The organism is Bradyrhizobium sp. Ce-3, from assembly GCF_022835695.1.
In the GTDB taxonomy this organism is placed as follows: Bacteria; Pseudomonadota; Alphaproteobacteria; order Rhizobiales; family Xanthobacteraceae; genus Bradyrhizobium.
This window is the reverse complement of sequence record NZ_BQUV01000005.1, coordinates 15,916-35,072: the sequence shown is the minus strand read 5'-3', so window position 1 is coordinate 35,072 and position 19,157 is coordinate 15,916. Positions and strand designations below refer to the sequence as shown.

At 65.3% G+C, this 19,157-nt stretch carries 21 protein-coding genes; 12 read left to right on the top strand and 9 right to left on the bottom strand.

The features are described 5' to 3' along the window. Window positions 1-2 precede the first annotated feature (2 nt). Window positions 3-926, top strand: coding sequence for a ketopantoate reductase family protein (locus BRSPCE3_RS18005; protein WP_244067324.1), 924 nt, complete (start codon window positions 3-5; stop codon window positions 924-926). Here BRSPCE3_RS18005 and BRSPCE3_RS18000 read toward each other — a convergent pair. Then, window positions 902-1,699 (bottom strand): IclR family transcriptional regulator, encoded by a 798-nt coding sequence (locus BRSPCE3_RS18000; protein WP_244067323.1) that lies wholly within the window; start codon window positions 1,697-1,699, stop codon window positions 902-904. The two genes, BRSPCE3_RS18005 and BRSPCE3_RS18000, sit on opposite strands and share 25 nt — an antisense overlap. 130 nt (window positions 1,700-1,829) lie before the next feature. On the opposite strand from BRSPCE3_RS18000, the gene BRSPCE3_RS17995 reads away from it, so the two are divergent. From BRSPCE3_RS17995 to BRSPCE3_RS17965, 7 genes are read left to right on the top strand one after another with little or no spacing between them, the layout of a single operon-like run. Continuing rightward, a complete protein-coding gene (locus tag BRSPCE3_RS17995; protein WP_244067321.1) occupies window positions 1,830-3,065 on the top strand; it encodes an ABC transporter substrate-binding protein in 1,236 nt (411 codons plus the stop codon). A gap of 56 nt (window positions 3,066-3,121) precedes the next feature. Next, window positions 3,122-4,471, top strand: coding sequence for an aromatic ring-hydroxylating dioxygenase subunit alpha (locus BRSPCE3_RS17990; RefSeq protein ID WP_244067320.1), 1,350 nt, complete (start codon window positions 3,122-3,124; stop codon window positions 4,469-4,471). Then, on the top strand, window positions 4,468-5,274 hold the full coding sequence (locus BRSPCE3_RS17985) for an SDR family NAD(P)-dependent oxidoreductase (protein ID WP_244067319.1): 807 nt from the start codon (window positions 4,468-4,470) through the stop codon (window positions 5,272-5,274). The genes BRSPCE3_RS17990 and BRSPCE3_RS17985 overlap by 4 nt, the downstream gene beginning before the upstream one ends. A gap of 26 nt (window positions 5,275-5,300) precedes the next feature. After that, window positions 5,301-5,894 carry a 3-phenylpropionate/cinnamic acid dioxygenase subunit beta gene (locus BRSPCE3_RS17980; protein WP_244067317.1) on the top strand — a complete coding sequence of 198 codons (594 nt, stop codon included), beginning with the start codon at window positions 5,301-5,303 and terminating at the stop codon, window positions 5,892-5,894. 33 nt (window positions 5,895-5,927) lie between these two features. Further along, entirely contained in the window at window positions 5,928-6,122 is a 195-nt protein-coding gene (locus BRSPCE3_RS17975) for a hypothetical protein (RefSeq protein ID WP_229182479.1), read from the top strand. A 23-nt stretch (window positions 6,123-6,145) separates the two neighbouring features. After that, the gene (locus tag BRSPCE3_RS17970; RefSeq protein ID WP_244067313.1) at window positions 6,146-6,541 is read left to right on the top strand and encodes a hypothetical protein; all 396 of its coding nucleotides are present in this window, start codon (window positions 6,146-6,148) and stop codon (window positions 6,539-6,541) included. Window positions 6,542-6,556: 15 nt separating this feature from the next. Next, entirely contained in the window at window positions 6,557-7,756 is a 1,200-nt protein-coding gene (locus tag BRSPCE3_RS17965) for an FAD-dependent monooxygenase (RefSeq protein ID WP_244067312.1), read from the top strand. A gap of 13 nt (window positions 7,757-7,769) precedes the next feature. Here the strand turns inward: BRSPCE3_RS17965 and BRSPCE3_RS17960 are convergent, their stop codons facing one another. From BRSPCE3_RS17960 to BRSPCE3_RS17945, 4 genes are all read right to left on the bottom strand, one after another. Then, entirely contained in the window at window positions 7,770-8,039 is a 270-nt protein-coding gene (locus BRSPCE3_RS17960; RefSeq protein WP_244067311.1) for a DUF3551 domain-containing protein, read from the bottom strand. Window positions 8,040-8,149: 110 nt separating this feature from the next. Beyond that, window positions 8,150-8,416 carry a DUF3551 domain-containing protein gene (locus BRSPCE3_RS17955; RefSeq protein ID WP_244067310.1) on the bottom strand — a complete coding sequence of 89 codons (267 nt, stop codon included), beginning with the start codon at window positions 8,414-8,416 and terminating at the stop codon, window positions 8,150-8,152. A 35-nt stretch (window positions 8,417-8,451) separates the two neighbouring features. Next, the gene (locus BRSPCE3_RS17950) at window positions 8,452-9,162 is read right to left on the bottom strand and encodes a hypothetical protein (RefSeq protein ID WP_244067308.1); all 711 of its coding nucleotides are present in this window, start codon (window positions 9,160-9,162) and stop codon (window positions 8,452-8,454) included. A gap of 113 nt (window positions 9,163-9,275) precedes the next feature. After that, complete coding sequence (locus tag BRSPCE3_RS17945) at window positions 9,276-10,112, bottom strand: hypothetical protein (protein ID WP_021077147.1); 837 nt, start codon at window positions 10,110-10,112, stop codon at window positions 9,276-9,278. Between the two features lie 230 nt (window positions 10,113-10,342). Here BRSPCE3_RS17945 and BRSPCE3_RS17940 point away from each other — a divergent pair, with 230 nt between their 5' ends. After that, window positions 10,343-10,558 carry a hypothetical protein gene (locus BRSPCE3_RS17940; RefSeq protein ID WP_163155826.1) on the top strand — a complete coding sequence of 72 codons (216 nt, stop codon included), beginning with the start codon at window positions 10,343-10,345 and terminating at the stop codon, window positions 10,556-10,558. Between the two features lie 41 nt (window positions 10,559-10,599). Here the strand turns inward: BRSPCE3_RS17940 and BRSPCE3_RS17935 are convergent, their stop codons facing one another. Continuing rightward, the gene (locus tag BRSPCE3_RS17935) at window positions 10,600-13,578 is read right to left on the bottom strand and encodes an AAA family ATPase (RefSeq protein ID WP_244067307.1); all 2,979 of its coding nucleotides are present in this window, start codon (window positions 13,576-13,578) and stop codon (window positions 10,600-10,602) included. Between the two features lie 241 nt (window positions 13,579-13,819). Between BRSPCE3_RS17935 and BRSPCE3_RS17930 the strand changes: the two genes are divergently transcribed. Next, a complete protein-coding gene (locus tag BRSPCE3_RS17930) occupies window positions 13,820-14,320 on the top strand; it encodes a hypothetical protein (protein WP_244067306.1) in 501 nt (166 codons plus the stop codon). A gap of 42 nt (window positions 14,321-14,362) precedes the next feature. Here the strand turns inward: BRSPCE3_RS17930 and BRSPCE3_RS17925 are convergent, their stop codons facing one another. The 3 genes from BRSPCE3_RS17925 to BRSPCE3_RS17915 form a co-directional block, all read right to left on the bottom strand. Further along, window positions 14,363-14,536 (bottom strand): Os1348 family NHLP clan protein, encoded by a 174-nt coding sequence (locus BRSPCE3_RS17925; RefSeq protein ID WP_244067304.1) that lies wholly within the window; start codon window positions 14,534-14,536, stop codon window positions 14,363-14,365. A 63-nt stretch (window positions 14,537-14,599) separates the two neighbouring features. Further along, a complete protein-coding gene (locus tag BRSPCE3_RS17920) occupies window positions 14,600-15,295 on the bottom strand; it encodes a TfuA-like protein (RefSeq protein ID WP_244067303.1) in 696 nt (231 codons plus the stop codon). Then, the gene (locus tag BRSPCE3_RS17915) at window positions 15,292-16,581 is read right to left on the bottom strand and encodes a YcaO-like family protein (protein WP_244067302.1); all 1,290 of its coding nucleotides are present in this window, start codon (window positions 16,579-16,581) and stop codon (window positions 15,292-15,294) included. Before BRSPCE3_RS17915 ends, BRSPCE3_RS17920 begins: the two co-directional genes overlap by 4 nt. Window positions 16,582-16,690: 109 nt before the next feature. On the opposite strand from BRSPCE3_RS17915, the gene BRSPCE3_RS17910 reads away from it, so the two are divergent. Then, on the top strand, window positions 16,691-17,479 hold the full coding sequence (locus BRSPCE3_RS17910; RefSeq protein WP_244067301.1) for an ATP-binding cassette domain-containing protein: 789 nt from the start codon (window positions 16,691-16,693) through the stop codon (window positions 17,477-17,479). Further along, window positions 17,476-19,035, top strand: coding sequence for an ABC transporter permease/substrate-binding protein (locus BRSPCE3_RS17905; RefSeq protein WP_244067299.1), 1,560 nt, complete (start codon window positions 17,476-17,478; stop codon window positions 19,033-19,035). The genes BRSPCE3_RS17910 and BRSPCE3_RS17905 overlap by 4 nt, the downstream gene beginning before the upstream one ends. The last annotated feature ends 122 nt before the right edge of the window (window positions 19,036-19,157 follow it).

Sequence of the window (19,157 nt, the reverse complement as noted above, 5' to 3'; positions counted from 1 at the left end):
TCATGCGGATCGCAGTGGTGGGCGCTGGAGGCGTCGGTGGTGGCTTTGGTGCAGCGCTCGCGCATGCCGGAGCCGACGTCACCTTTATCGCGCGCGGCGCTCATCTCGCCGCCATGCGCAGCGAGGGGTTGAAGGTTCAGGGCGGCCGCGGCGAGACCCATCTGGTGCCGACCCAGGCGACCGACGATCCCGCTGCCGTCGGCCCGGTCGATATCGTGCTGTTCTGCGTCAAGCTGTGGGACGTCGAGAGCGCCGGAGCGCGCATCAAGCCGATGGTCGGTCCCGACACCGCGGTGATCCCGCTGCAGAACGGCATCGACGCGCCCGACCGGCTGATCCCGATCCTCGGCCGCGACGCAGTGATGGGCGGCGTCGCGCAGATCTCGGCCTCGATCATCAAGCCCGGCGTGATCAATCAGGTCGGCACCTTCATGCGCATGATCTTCGGCGAACTCGACGGCCGCGTCACGCCGCGCGGCAAGGCGCTGCTCGAGCTCTGCCTGAAGGCCGGCTTCGACGCGACGCTGAGCGAGCAGATCAACACCGAGCTCTGGATGAAGTTCATCGGTCTCGCCACCAATGCCGGCATGACCGCCGTCACGCGCCGGCCGATCGGCAGGCTGCGCGACGACCCCGACATCCGCCCGCTGTTCGTGTCGGCCTGCGAGGAGATCATCGCCATCGCCCACGCCAGCGGCATCAAGCTGCCGCCGGAGCCGCTTGCGAAGGTGCTCGACTTCATCGGACACGCGCCGCCGGCGATGAAGGCCTCGATGGCGCTCGACCTCGAGCGCGGCAACCGGCTCGAACTGCCCTGGCTGAACGGCAAGGTGGTCGAGCTCGGCCGCAAGCTCGGCGTGCCGACGCCGACGCACGACTTCCTTTATGCGGTGCTCAAGCCCTACGCGATGGGCGCGCCGTCCTGATAGCCGAGCAGGATTGAGATCTGCCGGCCCGCCTCGCGCACCAGCCTGGAATAGTCCAGCAGCTTCTGCTCGTCGATGCGCGCGGTCGGTCCGTAGAGACCGACCGAACCGACGACATTGCCGCGGTGATCGAAGCAGGGCGCGGAGACCGCGGCTGAACCGGCGAAGATCTCGCTGTGGCTGGTGGCATAGCCGTTGCGCCGCGCAAAGCTAAGGGCTTGCTCGAGCCGCGCGCGGTCGGCTTTATCAGGAATGCCGGACAGTAGCCTGGCCTGCCGCGCCGGGTCCATGAAGGCGAGCATCGCCTTGCCGGTCGATCCCTTGATCAGGCTCAGACTGTGGCCGACGCCGCGGCTGATCGAGAGCACGTGACGGCTCTCGCATTCGAGGATGCAGATGCCGCGATCGTCCTGCTCGCGGAACAAGGCGGCGGTCTCGCCGGTCGCCTCGCGCAGGCCCTCGACGATCGGGCGCGCGACCGCGACGATCTCCAGCCCCTTGAGCCAGACATGCGACAGCTTCATCACGCCATGCGAGAGGCGGAAGCGCTGCGGGTCGCCCTCGGCCTGGATCAGATCGCGTTGCGCCAGCGTCTGCAGCAGACGATAGAGCGTCGGCCGGCTCAGCCCGACGCGCTTCTGGATCTCGATCACGCTCATCGCCGGCTGATCGGGCGTGAAGCATTGCAGGATCGCGATCGCGCGATCGACCGCCCGCACGCCTGACGCCCCCTGCTCCGCGTCCTGAGCCTCCGCCTTCGGTTTCTTCGCCATCCATCCACATCCGCAAATTCGGCAGGGCGCGCTGCATCCAGCGCGCTTGACCATTCGGCCCGCCCGGATACTATCTCAAATAATGAGAATGATGTCCACTAGATGGACATACGACAAATCGACGGGAGGATTGGAATTGCTGCAGACACACGCCTCGCGCAGATCGGCCGCCTCGGCGATCGCCCTGCTGATGCTCGCGACACCGCTGGCGCACGCCGCGCCCGACGGCTCAGGCATCTCGGACGGCGTGGTGCGGATTGCCGTCCTCGGCGATTACGGCAGCGGCCGCGATCTCGGCGGGCCGGGCTCGGTGACCGCCGCCAGGCTCGCCGCCGAGGATTTTCACAACAAGGTGCTGGGCAAGCCGATCGAGATCATCTCGGCGGACCACCAGAACAAACCCGACGTCGCGGTCGGGATCGCGCGGCAATGGTTCGATGTCGAACATGTCGACGCGGTGACCGATCTCGCGGTGAGCTCGGTCGGCCTTGCGGTTGCCGGACTTGCGACGCAGAGCAACCGGACCGCGCTGGTCTCGGGCGCCGCGACCTCCGATCTGACCGGCGACAAATGCTCGCCCGTCATCACCCATTGGGCCGACGACACTTACGCGCTGTCGGCCGGCCTGGTCGGCGAGCTCAGCCGCCGCGTCGGCAAGGAATGGTTCTTCGTCGCGGTCGACTATTCGTTCGGCACCGCGATGGTGAAGGATGCCTCGCGCGCGGTGACCGATGCCGGCGGCAAGGTGATCGGCGCGGTGCGCTATCCCTTCAACACCACCGACTTCTCGTCCTTCCTGCTGGCGGCGCAGAATTCCGGCGCCAAGGTGGTGGCGCTGGCCGGCACCGGCGCCGACACCGTCAACGCGGTGAAGCAGACCCATGAATTCGGCCTGCAACAGGGCGGGCAGACCATCGTCGGCATGCTGACCTTCATCTCCGACGTGCATTCGATCGGCCTGCGCGACGCGCAGGGCATGTACATCGCGTCGCAATATTACTGGGATGACGACGACGGCACCCGCGCCTTCGCCAAGCGCTTCATCGAGATCGAGAAGCGCGAGCCGACCAAATTGCAGGCCGCGACCTATGCCGCCGTGCGCCATTATCTGAAAGCGATCGAGGCCGCCGGCAGCGACGAGGCCAAGTCGGTCAATGCCGAGATGCGCAAGCTGCCCGTCGATTTCTTCGGCCGCCCCGCGCATATCCGCAAGGACGGCCGCGTTGTCTACGACCTCTCGCTCTACCGCGTGAAGAAGCCGGACGAGAGCAAATATCCCTGGGACTACTACCAGAAGATCGCGGTCATCCCCGGCGACAAGGCGTTCCGCCCCGAGGGAACGGGCGGCTGCAAGCTCGACAAATAGGACGCACCATCATTCGCCGCGACCCACGGTCGCGCAGGTCTGACAAGGAGGAGCCGATGCCGCTTCGCAACGATTTCGATCAGCTTGTTGACGTCAAGGGTGGCTTCATCAGCCGCGAGATCTTCGTCGACGCCGATATCTATCGGCAGGAGCTCGACAAGGTGTTCACCCGCGCCTGGCTGCTGGTCGGTCACGAAAGCCTGGTGCCCAACCCCGGCGATTTCTACACCTCGCGGATGGGCGAGGAATCCGTGATCCTCTGCCGCGACAAGAAAAGCGAGATCCACGTCTTCCTCAATTCATGCCGGCACCGCGGCATGAAGGTGTGCCGCTACGAGCAGGGCAACACGTCGCTGTTCACCTGCCCCTATCACAGCTGGACCTACACCACCGACGGCAAGCTGCAGGGCGTTCCGCTGCACCGGACGCTCTATGACGGCGTGCTCGACCGCGAGGCAAATTCCCTCGTTTCTGTCGCCAAACTCTGCAACTACAAGGGCTCGATCTGGGCGACCTGGGACAAGGATGCGCCCGACTTCATCACCTATCTCGGCGATGCCAGGATCCATCTCGACCAGGCACTCGACTGCCGCGACGGCCGCGAGGGCGGCTCCGAGGTGATCGGCGTCCACAAATGGGTATTCCCCGCCAACTGGAAATTCGCCGCCGAGAACTTCCTCGGCGACACCTATCACAATCCGAGCCACCGCTCGGTCGACCTGATCGGCATCGGACCGAGCGCGGCCGCCGGCAAGAAGGGCCGCCGCGACGACGAGCTGGAAAAGGCGCAGCACGTCTGGATCAGCTTTCCCGAGGGCCACGGCGTGCACAGCGCGATCCAGCCGGAGGCCAACGAATATATCGAGTCCTTCCTCGACAACCCGATCCTCGAGCAATACTTCCGGCACTGCTTCGAGGAGCGCAAGCGGCGGCTCGGCGAAGGCGCGCGGCTGCTGCCGTTCGTCGGCACGATCTTCCCCAACACCTCCTATCACGGCCGCCAGCCGCGCGGATTGTGCGCCTGGCATCCGCACAGCCCGACCTCGACCGAGGGCTGGCGCTTCTTCCTGGTCGACAAGGACGCGCCGAAGGAAGCCAAGGAATATCTGCGCCGCTATTACATGCGCTACTCCGGCCCGGCCGGCATGACCGAGCAGGACGACATGGAGAACTGGCTTTATGCGACCGCGGCGAGCACCGGCACGGTCGCCCGGCGCTATCCCTTCAACTATCAGCAGTCGATGGGCGCCTACGTCACCGATCATCCGCTCGGCGGCGATGTCTCCACCCAGGTCACCGAGCAGATCGCACGCGGCTTCTATCGCCGCTGGACCACCTACATGCAGGGCGGCGACTGGCACGAGTTGCTCGGATCGCCCGCAAGCGACCGGCAGGCCGCAGAATGACCGCGCCCCGAAAAACCGTCCTCGTCAGCGGAGGCACCTTCGGCATCGGCCGCGCGATCACGCTCGGCCTCGCCAGGCGCGGCCATGCGGTGGTGGCGTTCGGCCTCGAGGCACCGCAAATCTCGAGCACCGCGCAGAACGCCATTCCGGCCTTGCGCGACGAGCTCGCTCGCGAAGGCCTCACCGCCGAACTGATGGAAGCCGACGTGTCGCAGGCGGGTGATGTCGGCAAGGTGGTCGCGCACGCCATGGCGCGGTTCGGCCGTATCGACGGCGTCGTCAACAATGCCGCGATCGGTCCGCTCGGCACCGTGCTCGACACCGACGAGGCGCTGTTCGACCGCATCATCGCCGTCAATCTGAAGGGCCCGTATTTGACCAGCCGCGCCGCGATCCCGCACATGATCGCGCAGGGCGGCGGCTCGATCGTCAACATCGGGTCCGGCGCCGGCTGGGGCAAGCCGAACATGGCAGTCTACAGCGCAAGCAAGGGCGGCGTTGTCGCGTTGAGCGCGGCGATGGCCTACGACTTCTTCCACCAGCGCATCCGCGTCAACACCGTGATCCCCGGCGGCGGCGGCATCGTCAGCGGCATGAGCCTCGGCCGTGTCGGCGGCGACGCGGCGCGCCTTGGCAAAAGCGCGCCGGGCACTGCCGCGGGCCGCGTCGCTGAAGGCAGCGACATCGCCAATGTCGTCGCCTTCCTGCTGTCGCCGGACGCCGAAACACTGTCCGGCACCGTGATCGATGTCGGCTGCTTCGCCCAGCAGGGCGGACCGATCCCGCCGAAGCCGGCGACCTGACACCCCTGCCTGATGAGGAGAGACCGATGACGACCACCGTTCAGGATCAGGACCGACAGGAACAGCTCACCAATGCCGCGATCGAACGATCGGCGGCCTACTACCGGCTGAAGGCCGATGTCGAGGACTTCTACTACAACGAGGCCGATCTGCTCGATGAGCGCCGCTTCCGCGACTGGCTCGAGCTGCTCAGCGACGACATCAGCTATTTCATGCCGATCCGGCGCAACGTGAAGTTCGGCCAGCAGGCCGCACGCGAGAACACCAAACGTGGCGAAGGCATCAGCTGGTTCGACGAGGACAAATGGACATTGACCAAGCGGGTCGAGCAAATCCTGACCGGCGTGCACTATGCCGAGGAGCCGCTGTCGCGGATCACCCACATCGTCAGCAATGTGCAGATCAAGGGCGCGCGGCCGGAGATCGGCGCGCCGCACGAGCTCGATGTCACCAGCCGCTTCCTGGTCTATCAGAACCGCGTCGAGTACGAGACCTACATCTTCGTCGGCCGCCGCAACGACACGCTGCGGCTGACCGGCAATGGCTTCAAGATCGCGCGGCGCGAGATACTGCTTGAACAGAACATCCTGCTGGCCAAGAATCTCACGACGTTCTTCTGAGCGAAGCGAATTCAGGCGGAGCCAAGGGTAACAATGATTGACGTGATGGCGATCAAGGTGGGGACGCGGCTGAAGCTCGAGGCCGGCGTCGTCGCCGAGGTGGTGGAGAACATGGACGATGGCCAGTGGCTGCAGGTGCGTTATCTGGAGTGCCCCGCCCGGCCCGGCGATGTCGGCACCGTCGAGCTGTGCCATGCCCAGGACGTCATCAAGGTGCTCAGCGAGTAATTGCGGCGAACGGAGCATCGATCATGCTGCGATTTGAATACATGCCGAGCGATTTCCATCCGCTGTTCCTGTTCCTCGGCGAGGCCGCTGATATCGCCGCGCTGGCCAAGCTGCTGCGGCACTTTGCCGAGAACCCGCGCGCCATCGCCGTGGCGGAGGGCATTCCCGGCGCGGTCTCGCGCAACGAACTGGTGCTGGCGCCGGCCGACGACGAGTTCGGCATGCGCGATCTCGGCGGCCGGTTCGCCTGGAAGCTGACCGATTGGCAGGCGCAGCGGATCGCCGAGCGCATCGAGCTACTGACGCCTGAAGACAACAAGTCCGGCTCGGAAATCGTCGAGATCGGCAGCGAGGGCGAGATCCCGGTCAAGGTGTCGCGCGGCGAGTTCACCGACGACTTCCTGATCACGCGCAGATAGCGGCGGGCAGATCGCGTGAACTCACAGCACAAGCCAAAAGTCCTGATTGCCGGCGGCGGGATCGGCGGCCTCGTCGCGGGCTTGTCGCTGCTGCAGCGGGGCATTGAGGTCGAGATCTTCGAGCAGGCCTCCGAGCTGCGCGAGCTCGGCGCCGGCGTCCAGCTCAGCGCCAACGGCACGCGCGTCCTGATCGCGCTCGGCCTCGAGCAGCAGATGCAGGCGATCGCCTGCGAGCCGTCGGGCAAGGAGATCCGGCTGTTCAGCACCGGACGGACCTGGAAACTGTTCGACCTCGGCGCCGCCTCGCGCGCGATCTATGGCGCGCCGTACTGGATGGTGCATCGCGGCGACTTTCACCGCGTGCTGGTCGACGCCTTCAATGCGCGGGCACCGGGGCGGCTTCATCTCGACAGCCGCTGCACCGGTTTTGACCAGGGCGCCGACGGCATCCAGCTGCTGCTCGCCAATGGCGCGCAGCGGCGCGGCGACATCGTGATCGGCGCCGACGGCGTGCACTCCGAGATTCGCCGACAGATCGGCGGCGACGCCAGGCCGTTCTTCTCGGGCGTCGCCGCCTGGCGCGGCCTGGTGCCGATGCAGCGGCTGCCGGCGGCGCTCAGGCGCGACGTCGGCACCAACTGGATCGGCCCCGGCGGCCACGTCATCACCTATCCGCTTCGCCGCGGCGAGCTGTTGAACTTCGTCGGCATCTTCGAGGGCGAGAGCTGGTCGGTCGAGTCGTGGACCGAACGCGGCACGCGCGAAGCCTGCAGCGGCGCTTTTGCCGGATGGAATCCGGAGATCCACACCATCATCGACAATCTCGATATTCCCTACAAATGGGCCCTGCTCGGCCGCGATCCGCTCGATCGCTTCGTCGCCGGGCGCGCCTGCCTGCTCGGCGACGCCGCGCATCCGACGCTGCCGTTCCTGGCGCAAGGTGCCAATATGGCGATCGAGGACGGCATGGTGCTGGCGCGCTGCCTCGAACGTTTCCCGCCCGAGGAGGCGCTGCAGCGCTATCAGGCCGCAAGGCTGACGCGAACCAATACGATCGTGGTGAAGTCGGCCGAGAATGCCAGGCGCTTCCACAATCCGGCACTCGCCGATGCCGATGGCGCCGACGCCTATGTCTCGCGCGAGTGGCAGCCCGACCGGGTGCGCGAGCGCTATGACTGGCTGTTCACCTACGACGCGTTGAGCGTGCCGGTCTGACGGCAGGCATTGCTCAGTGAGCGCGGTGGCGACTGCGATGCGCCCGGCGCTTCGGCGCCGGCGGTGGCGCGAAGAACGGATTCTCGGAGCAGATCGCGGAGCGGCCAGACGCATTGAACTGGCACTGCGGGATCGAGGTAAAGCTGCAATCGATGTAGTTTCCGGCGCCCCTGCCCTCAAAGACCTGCATGCACACCGGATAGTTCGGATCATAGGCCTGCCCGGCGGCAGGCCCGGCCAGGGTGACCGCAAACGCGGCGATCGCGAACAGCTTCAGGCGCATGATCTCTCCTTGTCGTCCGGACGGTTTCCCCACAACCGGCGGAGTGAGTCAACAGCACCGGCGACGCGACGGCCATGCGGTGGTGACCGGCGGAGCGGCAAGCCCGAGCGCTAATAGGCGGGTTGGCGCTGTCTTTGCCCCTTGGGCGGCTTCTTGGAGCCCTTGTAGAACGGATTGACCGAGCATGTCGCCGAGCGCCCCGAGGCCGTGGCCTGGCACTGCGGCAGCGACGTGTAGCTGCAATCGATATATTCCGGCGTCAGCCTGCCGCCATAGACTTCCAGGCACACCGGATAGTTCGGATCGTACATTTGCGCGGCGGCGGGCCCGGCGATGCCAACCCCGATCGCAGCGACGATGAAGAATGTCAGGCGCATCGCGTTCTCCTCAAGCCTGAGCGCCGGCCGCGCGGCTATCGCTGTTCGTCGGCCGGCTTGCCGTCGCCTTCACCGAGACAGCGGATCATGAAGGCCGTCGTGTCCCGCGGCAGGACCTGCGCTGCACGGGCCTTGAGACGGCATTCGAGCTGCGCGATCTGCCGCGCCCGTTGCCGCTCGGACGGCAGCGTCGATTGCCGCAACCGGCGCAACGTCATCGGCGAGCCATCCGACTCGAAGCTCAGCTCGTATTTCTTGCCGCCCTGGTCGGTGGCGGCGCAGGTGATGGTGGACACCTGTCGCGTGATGAAGCTTCCGACCTGGCGGCAGGAGCCCGTCGACATCTCGACCAGCGGCACCGGCAGGCCGTCGACGCGCGGGCGGTCGCTCGACTTCAGCAACATGCGGTCGACCGCGAGCTCGAACAGATTGTCCTGAGTGCGTTCGGTGCTCTCGCCGGAGAACGAGACGATGTGGCTCTTGTCGGCGGGATCGTCGAGCACCACGGTGAATTCGGAACGGCCGCGCAGGGTGTGGAAATAGGCCACCGCCTTGCAGCTATAACTGCGGCCCGCAACGGTGACGTTGCGGCAGGTGCCCGACATCAACGCATACAGGTCGACGTCGTAGACCGGCCCCGCGGCGATGGCGAGCGCAGGCCAGCAGACGACGGCAATCGCGATCAATTGAGCGAAACGGGAGATCATGCTGAAGCGGTCGAGAACACGGTCAATGGCGAGGTCCATGGCGCAAGGTCGCCGATTTCCACCGACTGTGCAACGATGAAGCAGGCTGAAATGTGGACGCCCCGCAATCGGCCGGGGACCGCGCCGAAACGCCGCGCTGCTGGCGCCTTGCGTCAGATCTGCGGGCCGGACAGCGTGACCTCGCGCTCGGCGCGGAACACGTTGCTGTAGAGGTTTGCGATCCACTGACGGCCGCTCGCCGTCATGTTCAGGCAATTGATGGCGCCCTGGATGTGCGGCGCGACCATGTTCCAGTAAAATTGCGGATAGCGGTCGACGATATCGGCCGGCGATTCATAGCCGAGCTGGCGGTTAATGCCGACCTCCTCGAACTCGTGATAGAGCGCGTTGGCCTTCCTGATGTAGTTGGGATCGCCGAGCTGCCCGATGAAATCGGCGGCCCGGACGATCGCCGCCTCATCGTCATAGTGCTGGCCTTCGGGCGACGGAAACCGTGTCCCCTCGATGTTGCGCGCGACGCGCTCGCGATCGAGCGGCAGCACGGCCTCGAGCCTGTCGAGCACATACAGCTTCGAGCGGTCGACATGATACGGCATCAGGCCGGCATCCGACGAGCCGCGCGGCAGCACCACCTTGTTGCCGGCGGCATCGATCACATAACCATCCGGCCCATCGCCCTTGAGCAGACCGCGTACATAGCCGATGTCGTGCGTCAGGCAGGCGATGATCGTGTGGGTGTAATCCTCGGCGGTGACGTGGGTATGCAGCGCGCGGCCGCGGATGATGTCGTGCCCGGCCAGCGTCACCAGCATCGTGTGCTCGACATTGTGGTAGAGCGCGTCGCTGTTGCCGATGCATTCCAGCGCGATGCGCGCGGCGGCCGGGAGCAGTTCGCCGAAGCGGGCCTGCGAAGCTCCGAAGGTGCGGCTGACATGCGTGGCGAGAAACTTCTCCAAAGCACCTGCCGCCAACTCAGGTAACGTCATCATCGATGCAGCCCCCGACCGCGCAACCTTCCTCGCTCGCCCCGATCTCACGTCGTAGTTGGACTGCAACTATAGCGTATCTGCGGGCGTGCGGCTACGCGCTGACGAACGCGGTGATTCGCACCGGCCGTACTTTCCCGGTCTTGCCGGCCTCCGCGGCAAACCTGCTGATAGTGGCATGAACCCTGCATGAGTCGGTGTAGACCGGGTTAATTCGACGGATAAAGACCATCATGCTTGTTACGCTCGTCGCCATCCTCTGCAATGCTCAACTCTGTATGGAAAAGGTCGTCACCAATAGCGACCAATCCGGCATCACCATGGGGGCCTGCGCAGTGAACGCGCAGATCGGCATCGCCGATTGGCTCGCCAAGGGCCCGTACCATGATTGGCACCTGCAGAGTTATAAGTGCATCATGGGCAAATACGTACCCAAGAACGAAGTGTGATGTGTGAGGTGCAGGACCTCACACTGCGGGCAGGTCCGGCCTCAGCTGCGCATCGAAGCAAACATCTTGTCGAAAAGCGCCTCTGCTTTCGCGCGCAACGGATGAGCCTCGCACTCGGTCGCAAGCGCGATGCAGGCTTGCAAGGTGCGAACGAGTGGAGCCCGATCGTCCTCGCTCGTCGCAGGTGCGATCACGGCTTCGTAATACAGGGCCTCGGCCTCCAATCCGCGAAACCCCTGCTGCCGGGCTATGTTGCGGGCGTCGCGGACCATTCTCTGTGCGTCGGCCAATTCACCTCTCCGGCTGAGAGCCACGGCCAGGAACGCCGAGCTGCGCACGACGGTTGAGGTGTAGCCCACCGCGCGCGCGGTCTCACGGGCTTCCGATAGAATGGCGCATGCATCATCCACCCGGTCCTGCTCGAGGTAGGCCATGCCGCGCTGGCTGCCGATGACCGGAGCGAAAATTCGCACGCCGTGCTCCTGCGCCAACGCAAACGCATCATCGAGCAAGATCGCCGCGGCCGCCGGATCCTGGCGCGCCAGGATCAGGCTGCCGCCGCTATAGGCGGCCGCAACGCGGTCGAACGGACGTCCGCTTTCATCGGCGATTTCATCCGCCTGCCGCTGAAACGCACCAGCCAACTCGAATTCCCCGAGCGCCGTGTGCGCAATCGCCTTCATCATGCAGCATACCAGCAGGAGATATTTTGGCGTGGTCCCGATCGGCGCGCTTGGCTCGGGTCCCATCAATCGAGCACAAGCGCGTCCGAGCGCCTGTTCGGCTTCGCGATAACGGCCACACAGATGGTACGCCTGGCCAAGGCCGTATTCGGCGAGATTGAGCCATCCGACATTGCCCCATTCCTCCGCAAGATGCACCACCTGCTCGCCGGTCGCGACCGCGTCGACCGCCGCGCCGTAGAAATTCTGCGCCGCCGAGCGGATCGTCATCGCCGCGACCTTGCGCCCGATATCGCCGATGGAGTCAGAACGTCGCTCGGCCTCCTTTCCGAGATCGAGCCATTCTGAGACCCTGCCGGATCCCATGAAGGCCATCCGGGCCTCGATGCGCAGGTCGACGGCCTCGGCCTCTCGCTCATGGGAGATCGGCGTTCGGTCGAGCGCATCCATCGCGATCTCGAAATGCGTGGCCGCATCGGCGAACGCGGAGCGGCCGACGCATTTCCTGGCGATGACGCGCCCATAGGTGAAGGCCTTCGGCCAATCCTTGGCGCGCGTCGCATGGTAGCAGAGCTTGTCGGGCTCCTCTCGCAGGCTGTCGTCACGTTCCAGCACCGAAAGGATGCGCGTGTGGATTCGTTCGCGCGTGCGCTGGACCATCGTGTCGTAGGTGACCTGGCGCACCATGTCGTGGCGAAACTCGAAGGATTCCCCCGAAACGTCGCCTGCCCTGACGAACAGTTCGGCCCCGTCGAGCGTGGCGAGACAGCTCTGCAACAAGGCATCGGGAAGTTCGGCGGCGTCGCGGAGCGTGCTCAACGTCGAACGCGGACCGAGCGCGGCCGCGGTCTGCATGAGCGAATGCTCCTCTCTCGACAATCGGTCGAGACGCGACGCGATCACCCCCTGGATATTGGCAGGAATTCCCAGTTCGTTGATCGGTTGCGCGAGAACCAGCGCGCCCCATTGCCCGTGGAGAACCTCGGCCTCCTTGAGGCCGCGGCAGACTTCTTCGATGAACAGCGGAACATTGGCAGTGTGACGCATGATCCGGCTCTTCAGATCAAGCGTCGTCGCCGAGATTCCCAGAATTGCGTCGAGCATGGCCAATCCTGCCCCCTCCTCGAGCGGTCGCAGAACGACCCGCTCGGCAGAGCCTCGATCGACCCAATCCGGGAGGCCATTGGTCCGGCTGGTGATGATAATCAGCAGATTTCGGACGCGCAGCGACGCCAGGGCAGCCATCGCGGCATCGCTGGCGCGGTCGACCCAGTGGACGTCTTCGATCAGCAGCACCGTGGGCTTCTGCCACGCGAGTTTCTCGATCAGCGCGCAGGTGGCATCGCAGATCGCTCGCCCGCGCAACTGAGGCTCCAGCCGCTCCCAGTGCGCGTCCGCGATCGGTAGGTCGAGGACGGCATCGATCGCCGTTCGCATGACCGCGGGCAATCTCGATCGCAGATCACCGCCATTGCCGTGCTCGTAACTGCCGTGCGCAGGGCCGAGGACGGACAGCAACAATCGCTTAAGCGCAGCAAATGGCGAACCCTGCAAATTGGGACTGCATTCGGCCTCGACAATCTTCCAACCTTCGCCCTCGAGCTCCTGAACAAGCTCGTGGACCAGACGCGATTTCCCGATCCCGGGATCGCCGCTCAGGCAAACGGTTCGTCCATTGCTCCTCGCGGCCTCGGCAATGTCCTTAAGAAGTTCTGTCTCTCCCAGGCGCCCCACGAACCGGGAAACACTGCGCGCCTTGCGCACCCGCCAGCTCGACAGATCGCTTGCTCCGACAACCCGATAGACCGGGGTCGGATCCGCGAAGCCCCGGAGCGCCCGCGTTCCCAGGAACTCGAAGCGCACATGTCCTTCGCAAAGCTTCTGGCAGGCCTCCGACGCGCAGATCTGACCGGCTTCCGCGACCGACTCCAGTCTGGCGGCAAGATGTTGCGCCGCACCACCGATCTCGTAGACCTTGGAGAATTCGCTGGCGACCACATACGCCACCACGAGACCGGAATGGAGCCCGACGCGGACCTGCAGGTTCGGATCGCCGAGGTTCTCCACCCGCCGGACCAGCTCGATGGCCGCGTGGCAGGCCAACGGTGCGTGGTTGTCGTCGGCGATCGGCGCACCAAAGACGGCTGCCAGGCCATCGCCCAGTTCCTTGCTGACAATGCCGCCGAACTGGCGCACGGCAGCCCGCATCGCCACCAATGCCGGCTCGAGGCGCGATACCGCCTGCTCAGGTTCGAGCTCGGCAATGAGACCCGTCGACTGAACCACATCCGCGCGGAGAATTGTCACGAACTTCCGTTCGCTATCGGGGTCCACCATCCAGCCTGCTATTGCGTTACGCCGGCAGACGCATTTCCGAGCGGATGCTCGGCAGCCCATCTGACAGGGATGTTAATCAATTGTGACGTAGCCGAACCGGTCGGACAAGTCCCCCGCAAGACGTGCCATGTCGACCGGATACCCGTCGTTCGGCGCTCCCGCGGTATTGCCAAGCGCGCAACCTTGCGTAGACTTCCCGCGGTAGTGCCATCACGGTTTTGTTTCGAAAGGATCCCCGATTATGCCCACCAAATTCGGCGGCGCGATCTACAACAATCAGCAGTTCAAAGATCATATGAACCAGCTCTACCATCCGATCGACGCCATGAGAGCGAGCGTGGCCAAGCTCAAGGCCTCGAACCAGATCCACATGGCGACCATGGAGTACGGGCAGTATCAGCCGGTATTGTCACCGCTGAAAGACTGGCCGTTCGGGGCCGGCCAGTACTGGACCAAGGAGATGGGGCAAGCCCGTCTCGATCTCACCAACCAACCCAATACGACGCCGCTGTCGAAAGACGAGCCCGACGTCATTCCGCTGACACGATGTGCGCTGCTGGACGCCTGCCTTCGCAAGTGCTTCAACTCGGAACCGGATCCGATCTGCATCATTGTCGACGTCGAAGACCTGCCGGCGGGCAGCAAGGTGCATGAGGTCAAGTTGGAATGGGAATACGCGGCCGACAGCACCCGTCCAACCCTGCTCCGCTTCACGATGTGTTGCCCACCCAAAACATCCTGATCAGGAGACACCCTGAACGGATCTGTCGCAGCTGGCGCGGCTTCAGACCTGTCGCAGTCGGGCAGCCCGCTGCTCGAAGGCTATATGGTCGAGCCGCGTAAGGGCCCGGGCCTCGGCGGGAGCAAGATCGAGCTCCCGCGCGACTGCGCCGGGATCGGCGAATAACCGCGCGCGCAATTCGTCGTCCAGCAGCGCCCTGGCAAGCAGCTCCTTCAACTGTCGGCTCGGTATTGAAAACGTGTCGACGTCCAATTGCCGTCCCCCTCCCGTCCCGAGGCGCTACCCGCCCCGCCGGCCGCGCGCGACCAATGACGCTCCGAAACATGCTGCCTCAACCGCGTCGAGCAATTTGACACTTGGAACGGCTCCACCCGAGAACCCGAGCAGCGCTTCGAGCATCTCGGAACTCGCCACGCGGTGCAGCGCGTCCATCAACCGGTCCGGCGTTCGATCGGCATAGAAGATGCTCCTGGCCGCCTTGAGCAGGCGAACCACGTCCTTGCGCGACGCCAGGCCCGCCCGCGCCGCACCCTCCATCCAGAATTCGAGATCGACCATCGGCACCGTCATCGCCTTCATGTCGAACGGCGAGTAGACCAGGGCGACATCGGCGTCGTGGCGAACCGCGCTCCGCCGGAAATATTCGTACACCCAGCCGACCCCGATCATGCCGCAGCGGTCGAGCTCGGAAGCGCGGAGCGCCCCCATGCTCGACGCACCGATCACAGTCTTTCCGCGCGCGAGCAGACCCAGGATCTCCTTGGGCGACACCGACATGCTCTGGCCGAACTCGCCATCGAGGATTACGATGATGTCGTGGTCATCGGCCACTGCGAGGTCACCCCGCCGAACCGGGGGCGCATGGGTGGCATCGGCATACTTGCGCAGCTCGGTCTCGGTGATCGATGGACCGGCAAACACGATCATCCTCGGCGAAGCCTGCGGATCGGCCATCGGCACGGCGGTTTGGTTCATGTGATCTGCCGCAACGCCCGAGGCCCCAGACTCGCGCGGCCGCCATGCTCAATGAAGAGCGTCCACGATTCGGCCCGCGGCACGACAACCCGTACCACCGGAATTCCGACCTCCGCCCGCGTGAGATCGAATGCGACGGCCTGATCGAACCCGGCGTTACGCATCCGGTCAATGATGAACTCGACGTCTTCATTCACGGAGGCATGCTCGCGTGACGGGATTTCGCCGAAGCTGATCGTTGAACGACTGGGCTCCGGTACGTGGCGCGGAACGGCAGATGCATATTCCGGGATGTCCTCCCGGCCACCATGAATTCCGGTCACCCGCGATTGCGCGGCTTCAGTCAGGGCGCGGGTCAGAGCGATGCGCGCGTCGGGATGGGTGCCGGCCCCGCCATAGGCAACCGCGACACCCGCCGGACCATCCCGTTCGGTGATGATGCAGTCGATCGTCGGAATCCCGATCGTGGACGTCAAATTCCGCAGCTCGACTTCGATGCCGGCACGCTGCATCTTGCGGACCAGCGCCGTCGCCTGACGGGGCAGGCTTCGAAGCGCGATCAGTGGCGCGTTCGCGGGCTCCGGCGATTGGCGGACGTCAAATCCGATCTCGGAGAGGGTTGCGGCCACTGCCGGCCCAACCAACGCTTCCGCCATCGCCAGCGCGGTCGTGTCCCGCTCGATCACCTCGCACAGCGCGTGGCAAAGCGCGTCGATCCTGGTGTTGCCGGAGGCGAGACCGTTGGTGCTCGAATAGAACAGCAGCGCGCCCAAATAGGGACGGTAAGGCGCCAGCAGGCAGTTAACCGGGACGTATGTGGGACGGCGACCGATCAGATCGAATCCCTGTGCCCACTCCAGGCGCAGCTTCTCGCTGTAATCGCGGACCGTCGGCACATGAATGTGAAGCGGGTCCACACAAGCACCTTCCTGGCGCAGATTGGCGTGGGATGCAGCGGTAATCGGACCGTCGTACCATTCGGCCCCATGCCGCTCGATCGCCTCCATCAGCGCACCCGCATGAGCCTGGTCGCGCGTCGTGCCCTTGCCGCTGTAATAGGAGATACCGGGCCCGGCATCGTGCGGCCGCACTGCCGTAAAACTCGGAATGCCGATCCGGTCCAGGTCGGTCACGTCGGCAACCTTGGTGACGCCGATGATATCGAGGACGGCCCGCGCCCGCCGGATCGTGGCGGCCGGTTTGACGGAACGCTCCACGCCGGCGGCGCTGTACTTGAGTTCCCAGACGCCGAGCCAGTAGTCGTAACTGCACTGATCGGCGCTCATTGCTGCCCTTCGCCGCCCTTCCGTCAACGCTTCCGACAGCATAATAGATCAGATGTGCACGCCACAACCGATCCGGTGATCCGGCGGCCCCTGGGAGGGACAGGACCGAATGCCTGCAACGCCGCTGATTGCCTACGCGCATGTCGGCAAGAGTTTCGACGATGGTCGCGTGGTGGCGGTCGACGACGTCTCGCTTGACGTGGCCGAGGGCGAATTCCTCGCTGTCGTCGGCGGCTCGGGCTCCGGCAAGACGACGCTGCTCAGGCTCGCCAACCGCCTGATCGAAGCCGATCGCGGCCGGATCGCAGTCGAGGGCGAAGATGTCAGCCGCATCGACCCGATCCTGCTGCGGCGCCGCATCGGCTATGTGTTCCAGAGCGGCGGACTGTTTCCGCATCTCACCGTCGCCGGCAATATCGGCATCACGCCGAAGCTGCTCGGCTGGCCGCAGGCGGAGATCGCGGCGCGGGTCGGCGAACTGCTCGACCTCGTGCGGCTCGACCGCTCACAATATCGCGACCGTCTGCCGCACGAGCTGTCCGGCGGCCAGCGTCAACGCGTCGGCGTGGCGCGTGCGCTGGCTGCGAAGCCGCGCATCGTGCTGATGGACGAGCCGTTCGGCGCGCTCGATCCGCTGACCCGCGACGCGCTCGGCGACGATTATCGCACCCTGCACCGCGAGCTCGGCCTGACCACCGTCATGATCACCCATGACATGACCGAGGCATTGTTGCTGGCCGATCGTGTCGCGGTGATGCATGGCGGCCGGCTGCTGGCCCAGGGTACGCCTGCAGAACTCTCGGCCAGCACCGACAGCTATGTCGGCGAACTCTTGCGCACGCCGCGGCGGCAGGCGGAGCGCCTCGGCGCATTGCTGCCGCGGGACGGCGCCCTATGAGCTTGTTAGCCGATCCACGCTGGAGCGAGGCGCTTGCGCATCTGCCGGATTATCTCGGCAGTCATGTCCGGGTCAGCGTATCCGCGCTGGCGCTCGGGCTTTTGATCAGCCTGCCGCTTGCGATCGTGGCCCGCAACCGGCCGGTGCTGCGCGGCACGCTGCTCGGACTTGCCAGCATCGTGCAGACCGTGCCCGGCCTCGCGCTGCTCGCTCTGTTCTATCCGCTGCTGCTGGCGCTCGCGGCGCTGACCGCAACGTGGCTCGGCTTCAGCTTCTCCGCGTTCGGCTTCCTGCCCGCAGTGCTGGCGCTCGCGCTCTATTCGATGCTGCCGGTATTGCGCAACACCATTACCGGCCTGTCGGGCGTCGATCCCGCCGTGCTGGAGGCCGCCGAAGGCGTCGGCATGACGCCGCGGCAATCGCTCACCATGGTCGAATTGCCGCTCGCGCTGCCGGTGATGATGGCGGGGATCCGCACCGCCGCGGTGTGGGTGATCGGCACCGCGACGCTGTCGACGCCGATCGGCCAGACCAGCCTCGGCAACTACATCTTTGCCGGCTTGCAGACCCAGAACTGGGTGTTCGTGCTGTTCGGCTGCTTCGCCGCCGCGGCGCTCGCGCTCGTCGTCGATCAGCTGCTGGCGCTGATCGAGAATGGCCTGCGCAACCGCAGCCGGATCCGCACTGCGCTCGGCGGGCTCGGCATCGCCGCCCTGATCGCGGCGACGCTGGTGCCGGCGATCGCGCGTCCGCACGCCCGCTACGTCGTCGGTGCCAAGACCTTCACCGAGCAATATGTGCTGTCGGCGCTGATCGCGCAGCGGCTGCAGGCGGCCGGGCTGCCGGCCACGACCCGCGCCGGCCTCGGCTCCAACGTGATTTTCGACGCGCTCGGATCGGGCGATATCGACGTTTACGTCGACTATTCCGGCACGCTGTGGGCCAACCAGTTTCACCACACCGACATCAGGCCGCGCGCCGAGCTGTTGGGTGAGCTGAAGACGACCCTGGCCACGCAGGACATCACGCTGTTCGGCGAGCTCGGCTTCGAGAACGCCTATGCGCTGGTGATGCCGCGGAAGCGCGCCGAAGCGCTCGGCATCCATTCGATCGCCGACCTGGCATCGCGCGCCGCGACGATATCGATCGCGGGCGACTATGAATTCTTCTCACGGCCGGAATGGGCCGGCATCCAGAAGGCCTACGGGCTGACGTTCCGCGCCCAGCGCACGATGCAGCCGGATTTCATGTATGCCGCGGTTGCCTCCGGCGAGGTCGACGTCATCGCGGGCTACACCAGCGACGGGCTGATCGCGAAATACGACCTGGTCACGCTTGCAGACGACAGGCACGCGATCCCGCCTTATGACGCGATCGTGCTGCTGTCGCCGAAACGCCGCGACGACGAGGCGTTCCAGGCGGCGCTGCGGCCGCTGCTCGGCAAGATCGACATCGCCGCGATGCGCGAGGCGAATTTGCGCGCGTCGGGCAATGATGCGTCATCGTCGCCCGACGCCGTGGCGCGCTGGCTCTGGGAGAAGATCGGAGGAAGATAGCCTCATTGCGAGCGAAGCGAAGCAATCCATCTCTCCACATGCGAGGAAAGATGGATTGCTTCGTCGCGGAGCCTGTCATCGGGCGCGCGTTCGCGCGACCCGTTGGCTCCTCGCAATGACGA